This is a genomic window from Veillonella sp. S13054-11, assembly GCF_002959795.1.
Lineage (GTDB): Bacteria > Bacillota > Negativicutes > Veillonellales > Veillonellaceae > Veillonella > Veillonella parvula_E.
In genome coordinates this window covers 131015-139817 of the sequence record NZ_PPCY01000007.1, presented here as the reverse complement: position 1 = coordinate 139817, position 8803 = coordinate 131015, and the positions used below count along the sequence as shown (strand labels likewise).

Sequence of the window (8803 nt, the reverse complement as noted above, 5' to 3'; positions counted from 1 at the left end):
AGATGTGTATAAGAGACAGAATATATATAATTTATTAAAAGATTATAGATTTTTTTCGAATAGGACTATAAAAATTAGATGAAGTATTATATAATAATATCTACAGTATGTATTACAGTAGAACAGTAAAATAAATCCATTGATAATGTACGCTACTATTGCAGTATTATACAATTAGTATTAATGATAAGGGAGATTGTAAGACTTTGAAAAGAGTATTAACCTTAACATTAGCCGTGGCCATCGTTGCCGGTGGCTATATGTTTGAGGCTAATGGGGCGGGAGAACAACCTTCTAAACAGGCACCATCTATATCTGAGATAAATATATATACGCCAAAAGAGCTTAATGCACGTCAGAAAGACTTGGTTGAAATCGGCCGCTATACTGCGTCTGGTGATCAAGGTGCGTTAAAGAGTGCAATTGCATCTGCTATCGAGCGAGGCACGTTGACGCCGCAAGAGGTGAGTATTGCCATTCGTCAACTTTACTCTGCTGCTGGATTGAAACAAATGAATGCTGCTTTAGCTACATTTGATCAATTACGTGATGAGCGCCCTGAGTTTGGCGATGAGTACGAGAAAATGGTTCCAAAGCAAACAGGACTTAGTGCTTTATTGGGGAATGGCACTAATGGGGCGCCTTTAACAAAGCCAAAAGCTGAGGAAACAAAAGAGGGGGTTCAATATAATACGTTCCGTATGAAAAAACCAAAACCTCAAAATCGTAATCGTTCACGTTTAGGTAAATTGGACCGTGAATTGGTCGCTGCGGCAGCACTAGGTACTCGAGTTGGTAAAAATAATCTTTTTACTGCAGCTGAAAAGAGTTTATCTGAACTTGGCCTAAGTCAATATCAAATTGAAAATTTAGAAGCTATGATTTTCCAATAAAATGTAGACCTACTTCTTTCGGAAGTAGGTCTTTTTTATGGCTTCTACTTTCACAGTTTTAATGATTAGGGTTAAATCCATAGAATGTAATTGACGTTTAAGGTCCCCTTTTCTATAATTAATAAGATAGGTATATGACCTGTAATAATAAATATAAACAAATATAAATATATTATTAAAAATAGATGTAAGGAGAAAGTATGCGCCTTCGTAGAAAACCATGGATTGATGAAGCTATCCACGAATATGACTCTCACATCATTTTGTCTGGACAAGAAGAGTTTAAAGGCAAGTGGCGTGAATTATTTGAACATCCTGAGTACCCATTATATATGGAACTAGGGACGGGGAAAGGTCGCTTTATTGCGGGGATGTCTGAAGCGTATCCAAATGCTAACTTCGTAGGTTTTGAAGTACAAATGGGTGTTATCTATTATGCAGCACAAAAAATCTTTGAAGGAGAGCGAAACAATGCAAAGGTCTCTCTATTTGATATTGCAGGTATCGAAGAGATAGTGGCACCTAGAGAAGTTGATCGTTTCTATATTAACTTCTGTGATCCTTGGCCTAAGGCTAAACATGCAAAACGCCGCCTTACATATCACACATTCCTCGATCGTTATGCCCGCCTTTTGAAAGATGGTGGAGAAGTTCACTTTAAGACAGATAATGAAGGGTTGTTCATGTTCTCTCTTGAAGAGTTTAAAGCGTGTGGTTGGGAGCTTAAAAATGTAACGTATGATTTACATAGCACAGACCTTCCAAATGTAAAAACTGAGTATGAAGAGAAATTTAGTAAAAAAGGACAACCTATTTTCCGCTTAGAAGCAATTAAGCCAAAAGTTCAAAAGGAGGCTTAACATGCAAACACCGAATAAGGGGGATAGTCGGTGGGGCTCACTCTTTAAAAATGACTTACAAGGTATGCTCTTACCTATTCTTCTCATTACAATTATAGGCAGTGTAAATATCTTTAGTGCTACGTATATCAGCTCTATCTATGAAAATACGGGATTATTAGGATACTTTTTAAAACATATGACATTCTTGTTTTTGTCTATGGCGGCAGGTGTCATATTGTATCGTTACGATTACCGTCAGTTACAGAAGCCTCACATGTTGCAAAGAATTATGATTGCTACACTAATTGGTATGATTTTGGTTCTTGTGATTGGTGCAGTCATTAATGGTGCACGTCGTTGGATTGTTATTGGGCCTGTATCGATTCAACCTTCAGAATTTGCGAAATTGGCTGCCTTGATATGGACGTCGGCTAAATTGAGTACCATGCGGAAATGGGGAAAACCAAAGCATACTAACCCTCTCATTAATTTACAAGGTTATTTTAGTGAACGTATAAGTTATATGTTGCCCATGTTAATATGGCCAATTATATTTGCAGGCTTAACAATCTTGCAACCAGATATGGGCACGACCGTATTGATTTTTGGCTTTTCTTTTGTGCTCATTTACTTAGCGGGCTTTGATGGAAAATTCTTTGGCGGAGCTTTTGTGATAGCTGGATTTCTTGGCTTTATTGCAGCTCGTATGTCGCCATATCGCTGGGAACGTATTCAGTCTTGGTTTGATCCTTGGCCTCATGCGCAAGATATGGGGTATCAAACAGTTCAAGGGCTCTTGGCCGTAGGTTCTGGCGGTATTTTAGGCGAAGGCTTTATGCAAGGTACATCAAAGTATTTTTACTTACCAGAAGCACATACGGACTTTGCCTTTGCTGTATGGGCCCAAGAAATGGGTTTCATTGGTGCAGTGTTTGTTGTCGTTCTGATTGCAGCTTTTACCTATTTTGGGTTCCGCATTTCTAATAAGGCTCGTGATGAATTCGGGAAATGGTTAGCAATGGGCATAACATTGCTTATCAGTGGTCAAGCCTTGTTTAACATCGCTATGGTATGCGGTATCATGCCTGTAACAGGGGTACCATTACCATTTGTTAGTTATGGTGGCTCTTCATTGCTGATGAATTTCATGGCTATTGGGTTGTTGGCAAGCATTGGTCGTCGTAATGTAGAAGGGGTAAAACAAGTTGGTACAGCTGAACCATTACCATCTTTGCGTGAAGAAACACAAAGTCGTTTCAAGCCTTCTGCTACGACGCGTACTAATAAGACAAATATGCCTGGACCGTTTAAACCACGGCCTTCTAAAAAGTCGACTCGTAGATAGACTAAATTTGAACGTTAATATCTAACGTATGTATCATAAGATAAATCTGTTTGTGTAAATTCATAGAGTATATTTAAGGACTGTACTATATGAACTTAGCATCGTTATATTGTGTGTGAGGAGAAACGATGAAAGATTATATTGATATTCAAGAACGCCCATCATGGGGCCGAATGTTACCACTTAGTTTTCAACATTTATTTGCCATGTTTGGCTCTACTGTATTGGTACCGTATTTATTAAAAGTAGACCCTGCAACAGCATTGTTTATGAATGGTATTGGTACATTATTGTACTTGTTTGTGTGTAAGGGTAAGATTCCTGCATATCTTGGTTCCAGCTTTGCCTTTATTGCGCCTGTAGCAGGTGTGTTATCTGCAGGTCTTGGTTATGAAGCGGCAAAAGGGGCCTTCGTTGTATTTGGTTTATCTTTTGTAATTTTATCTGTTCTCGTCCGTTATATTGGTACGCGTTGGATTGATAAATTATTCCCACCGGCGGCTATGGGTGCTATCGTAGCGATTATCGGCTTAGAATTAGCGCCAGTAGCGATGAGTATGTCTGGCCTTATCGGTAATCAAGATTTAGGCATGAGCCATAGCCAAGCTGTTATTATCTCTATGTTTTCCTTAGTTGTTACCTTACTAGGAACTGTTGTGTTCCGTGGTTTCTTAGCTGTTATTCCTGTTCTTATCGGTGTTGTCTCCGGCTATGTATTGTCTGCTGTGATGGGAGTTGTTGACTTTTCTGGAGTAGAAGCTGCTCCTTGGCTTTCATTGCCTCAGTTCTACGGTATGCCTGTATTTGATATCAATGCGATTATCATGATTATGCCGGCGCTCTTCGTAGTATTTGCAGAGCATGTTGGTCATTTAGTTGTTACTAGTAATATCATCGCTAAAGACTTGATGAAAGAGCCTGGTCTACAAAGATCCTTACTTGGTGATGGCCTTGCAAATATTCTTTCTGGTTTCTTTGGTGCTACACCAAATACGACGTATGGTGAAAACATCGGCGTACTTGCCATTACTCGTTGTTTCAGCGTATGGGTAATTGGCGGTGCTGCAGTTCTTGCGATGATTATATCCTTTGTTGGTAAAGTGGCAGCACTTATTCATGCTATCCCAGTACCTGTTATGGGTGGGGTTTCTATTCTTTTGTTCGGCATTATCGCAGCTTCTGGCTTGCGTATGCTTGTAGAACGTAAGGTGGATTATACAAATCCTGTTAATATGATTCTTACATCTGTTATCCTTGTGGTAGGTCTTAGCGGCGCAGAACTTGCGGTTGGTCCTGTAGTTTTAAAAGGGATGGGTCTTGCTACTGTAGTAGGTATGGCGATGAGCATTTGTTTGTTGATCCTTCAAAAAACAGGCGTTGGCAACGACCAATTGAAAAAAACAGAAGTATAACTTTATACGACTTTAAGCTCTTGGCGTAGAACCTTGAGATTAAAGTGAATTGACTTGTATTCAATATAATAAACGACTACTGAATTAGATTGTATCTGTGAAAGTAGTCGTTTTTGTTTAGTATCTTTATAATTTATCTTCAATATTGTATAATAAACATATAAGTTGTATAAAATTAATTTTAGAGAGGAGGGCCTATGGAGTTTTTAATATGGATGGCTATCGGTGTTTCTTTGATGGCTGTAGAACTCGTAGTACCAGGCGGTATTCTAGGTCTTATCGGTTACTGCGCGTTTCTATGGGGCGTTTATGTAGCTCTTGGGGAAGGTACGGTAGCATTGTATGCTGTGCTAGGATTAACAGCCTTGTTAATTGTCATTATCATCGTGTTCTTTAATCACTTTGAAAAGACGTGGATAGGCAAATTGTTTACCTTAGGGCAACGGTCTACGACAAAAGCCGGTTATGTATCTAATGATGTATTAGAAGATTTGGCTGGCAAGGAAGGTGTAGCTCATACAACACTACGCCCGGCAGGTATTGCTAAGATTAATGGTAATTTGGTAGATGTTGTAACCGAAGGTGACTTCATCGATGCCGGTTCACCTATTGTGGTCCTTCGAGTTGTAGGTGGTCGCAATATTGTTAGAAAGCGAGATTAAGCTTTCATAATATCGTTGTAAATAATGGAGGTTATTATGGATGTAGGTATTTTAATTTTGATTCCCATTTTGCTGATTGGTATTATGGTATTCTTATATGTTGTGCCATTAGGGCTTTGGGTATCTGCTTTAGCAGCGGGCGTTAATGTTGGTATCTTTACACTTGTAGGTATGCGCTTGCGTCGCGTAAATCCGTCTCAAATTGTAATGCCGTTGATTAAAGCTAATAAAGCGGGGCTTGATGTGAATGTAAATCAGTTGGAAGCGCATTATCTTGCAGGTGGTGACGTTGACCGCGTTGTAGATGCTTTGATTGCCGCTGAACGGGCATCTATTCCGTTGACCTTTGAACGTTCCGCAGCTATCGACCTCGCCGGTCGTGATGTATTGGAAGCGGTTCAAATGTCCGTTAATCCTAAAGTGATTGAAACTCCAATTATTTCTGCGGTAGCAAAAAATGGTATCGAATTGAAAGTTCGTGCTCGTGTTACTGTACGTGCGAATATCGATCGCCTCGTTGGGGGTGCTGGTGAAGCCACAATTATTGCCCGTGTAGGTGAAGGTATCGTAACGACTGTAGGTTCCTCTGAAGAACATACAGATGTATTGGAAAATCCAGATCACATTTCCCGTACTGTATTGGGTAAAGGCCTTGATGCGGGTACTGCATTCGAAATCTTGTCCATCGATATCGCTGACGTAGACGTGGGACGTAACATTGGCGCTCAATTGCAAACTGACCAAGCGGAAGCGGATAAGAAAATCGCTCAAGCTCGTGCGGAAGAACGTCGTGCAATGGCTGTTGCTACAGAACAAGAAATGCGTGCTAAAACACAAGACATGCAAGCTAAGGTTGTGGAAGCACAAGCTGAAGTCCCTAAAGCATTGGCAGAAGCTTTCAGAAATGGTAATCTTGGCGTTATGGATTACTACAATATGAACAATATTATTGCAGACACTAAAATGCGTGAAAACTTAGCAGATGGTGAATAGGAGTAGCTATGGACTCTATTTTGTCTTCAGTGCTATCCATCTTTTCGCATAATCCAATCTTTGTTTTAGGTATCATCGCGTACATTGCTTTTTCCATTATAAAAAATAAGAATACTGAAGAGTCTGAAGAGTATGATGAGTATGAAAGCTCTGGTGGCGGAACTTGGGAAGATATGGAGCGCGAATATGGCATCTCCATAGAACGCAAGGTAGATGAACCGTCTATGGAAGATTTGTCTAAGGTTGATGACTTTTATCGGGACTCTTATGAAGATAAACCGATTGTCAATCAGCAACCAGAACCCCCATCGCAAACTATGGAGGACATACATTTCAATGAAGAGGCTGCAGCAGCTCAACGAGATATTGAAGCCTTATCAATGAAAAGTTCCAGTAGCACTCCAAGTTATACTACCAGTAAGACTCGCTTAGATAGAGAAGCTGTTACGGGGCCGACCTTAAGTGAAAGACTAGCTGAGTTTAAACGAGATAAAGCAGCTAAAGAGGGACAAGTTCTTGTTGAAAATGTAGGCATTACAACTGCGCCTACTGCTCTAGCTGCGACTTCAACTTGTGGGCGTAGATCTAATCATGCTTTAAAAGAGGGCATGAAATGGTCCATCATTTTAAGTAAACCTAAAGCTCTTGAACGTAGATACCGCTAATGAAGCAATCTATTTATAAGCGTATAAACTAATTATGGTTTTATTAGAACATAAATAATAACGGATTGTGCACTGATGTGGTATAGCAACCATACTGTCACATATCATAATGTGGGGCATATAATTACATATTGAAAGAGGTTCCTATTGGTCACCTATGTGACTATTAGGAACCTCTTTTTTATTGTTTTTTCCTAGTGAAACTTTCACAATAATAGGGGAAGGAGTTCGTTTATAAGGAAAGGTAAAATTATGTATCGAAATGTGCGTGTTATACCAAAACAGCTGTTGCACCAATTATATATAGAGAAGCAATGGAGCATTCGCGATGTGGCGGATTATTTTCAATGTAGTGTTGATACCATCATGCGCCGTATGAAAGCGTACGATATCGAACGGAGGCCTCTGAAGAAAGAAATCAATATGGTCCATGTACAAGCTTTGTATGAGACCGGTAAGTGGTCGCTCCATTCATTAGCAAAGCGTTATGATGTGTCTATTACGACGATGGCGAATCGCTTGAAGGAATATGGATTGGTTTGTCAGCAATCAAATAAAAACGTCTCTATAGATGTAGTACGTATATGTAGGGCTTATAAAAGTGGAAATAGTACAGATGCTATTGCTCGTATGTATGGTATATCGCGATGGAAAGTTCACCATGTATTGCGGCATATGGGAAATTGCTTACTTCCTAAAGCGCGAAAGCCTATGCGCGTAGAGGAGATGGCTTATTTATATATTCATCATCACATGAGTACAGATGACATTGGATTGGCTTATGGGATACGTGGTTCTACAGTGGCAATGTATTTGCGAGAGCAAGGTATAGAAATAAGGGCAAATACTCTTGATCTAGACGAAAATAAGATTAAAAAACTCCGTGCACAAGGTTATGGAGTTGCAAAGATTGCACAGGTGATGGGATGCTCTACCTCTGCTGTGCGAAAGCGTCTAGCTATGAAAGAATATATCTCTCCTTGATGTAGTGTGGTAGATACTATATACTTAAATTTATACAATGATGGGAGGAATATTATGCTCGAAATTATATCTGCTTTAACACCGTTTTTATTACTGGGCTTAGTGGCTGCTGGCTTATCTCGCCTTTCTGGAGTAGCCTTATCAATGGTTGTAGTACCAACCTTATTGATTTGGGGTGCCACTGCGGTTGACGTAATCGCTTTTATGTTGCTTTTTGTGGTGTACAACAACTTCACTATGGAAACACAAGATATTCGTTTAGATTATAAAGATCTTGTCTTATTCCCTAAATGGCGCCTGTGCATTCCCTTTATTTTGAGTTTGGTAAGCGCCTTCTTTGTTCCTGCTGCAGGCATTGCCGTTTTTATGGCTTGCTTTGTTTTAGAGTTATTGGCTACTGTGTATAAACGCATTCCTGAAAATAAACGGCCTCGTTTACAGCGCGTAATAGTGGCATCGATTTTGAGTGCCGTTGTAACAGCTGTAGGCGCCTATATAGGTCCTAAAATTCCTAGTGAATTCTACTTTGTCTGTGTAGGCTTAGCCATTTTAATCGTTACGGACTTTGCATGGTATGCCGGCAAGCATAGAGATGCTTTTAGAAGCGCATGGGATAGCATTTGGGCTGGTTTTAATATATTCTTAGGCATGTTTGGCGTAGAGGCTTCATATTATCCAGCTGCACTAACGCGATCTATTCCAAATCCAATGGATCGCATGTTGCCTATGGTTACTGTAGTAGGTGGCTATGCAGGCCTTATGGTAGTATTCGGCTTTTATAACATTTTTTCTATACCGTCTTTGATTACAGCTATTGGTGCTGCTATAGGGATACGCCTCTTTGGTATGTATGAATTTCCTCGGAATGGCAGTTTCTCTTATTTGGCAATCGGTTTTGCCGTGGCTGCTGTAATTTGCTTGTATCTCGTATCTCCGACACCAGTTGGTTTTGATCATATTAATACCTTAGTTTCTCAACCAATTGGCCAATAATAATAGATAATGTA

At 39.8% G+C, this 8803-nt stretch carries 9 protein-coding genes; all 9 read left to right on the top strand.

Annotated features, from left to right (window positions below):
- Positions 1-206 precede the first annotated feature (206 nt).
- The 9 genes from VPHSUH08_RS07740 to VPHSUH08_RS07700 all read left to right on the top strand — a co-directional run bounded on the left by VPHSUH08_RS07740 (position 207) and on the right by VPHSUH08_RS07700 (position 8789).
- The gene (locus VPHSUH08_RS07740; protein WP_105087140.1) at positions 207-893 is read left to right on the top strand and encodes a carboxymuconolactone decarboxylase family protein; all 687 of its coding nucleotides are present in this window, start codon (positions 207-209) and stop codon (positions 891-893) included.
- Positions 894-1093: 200 nt separating this feature from the next.
- Positions 1094-1753 (top strand): tRNA (guanosine(46)-N7)-methyltransferase TrmB, encoded by a 660-nt coding sequence (trmB, locus tag VPHSUH08_RS07735; RefSeq protein ID WP_105087139.1) that lies wholly within the window; start codon positions 1094-1096, stop codon positions 1751-1753.
- 1 nt (position 1754) lies between these two features.
- Positions 1755-3080 (top strand): FtsW/RodA/SpoVE family cell cycle protein, encoded by a 1326-nt coding sequence (locus VPHSUH08_RS07730; RefSeq protein WP_105087138.1) that lies wholly within the window; start codon positions 1755-1757, stop codon positions 3078-3080.
- A 128-nt stretch (positions 3081-3208) separates the two neighbouring features.
- Positions 3209-4492 carry a uracil permease gene (uraA, locus tag VPHSUH08_RS07725; protein WP_105087137.1) on the top strand — a complete coding sequence of 428 codons (1284 nt, stop codon included), beginning with the start codon at positions 3209-3211 and terminating at the stop codon, positions 4490-4492.
- A 197-nt stretch (positions 4493-4689) separates the two neighbouring features.
- Positions 4690-5154, top strand: coding sequence for an NfeD family protein (locus tag VPHSUH08_RS07720; RefSeq protein WP_004693763.1), 465 nt, complete (start codon positions 4690-4692; stop codon positions 5152-5154).
- Between the two features lie 36 nt (positions 5155-5190).
- Positions 5191-6147: a flotillin-like protein FloA gene (floA, locus tag VPHSUH08_RS07715; protein WP_004693762.1), complete on the top strand. Its 957-nt coding sequence runs from the start codon at positions 5191-5193 to the stop codon at positions 6145-6147.
- Between the two features lie 8 nt (positions 6148-6155).
- A complete protein-coding gene (locus VPHSUH08_RS07710; RefSeq protein WP_105087136.1) occupies positions 6156-6812 on the top strand; it encodes a hypothetical protein in 657 nt (218 codons plus the stop codon).
- A 252-nt stretch (positions 6813-7064) separates the two neighbouring features.
- Positions 7065-7796 (top strand): sortase, encoded by a 732-nt coding sequence (locus VPHSUH08_RS07705; RefSeq protein ID WP_105087135.1) that lies wholly within the window; start codon positions 7065-7067, stop codon positions 7794-7796.
- Positions 7797-7850: 54 nt separating this feature from the next.
- Positions 7851-8789 (top strand): hypothetical protein, encoded by a 939-nt coding sequence (locus tag VPHSUH08_RS07700; protein ID WP_021147757.1) that lies wholly within the window; start codon positions 7851-7853, stop codon positions 8787-8789.
- Positions 8790-8803: the final 14 nt, after the last annotated feature.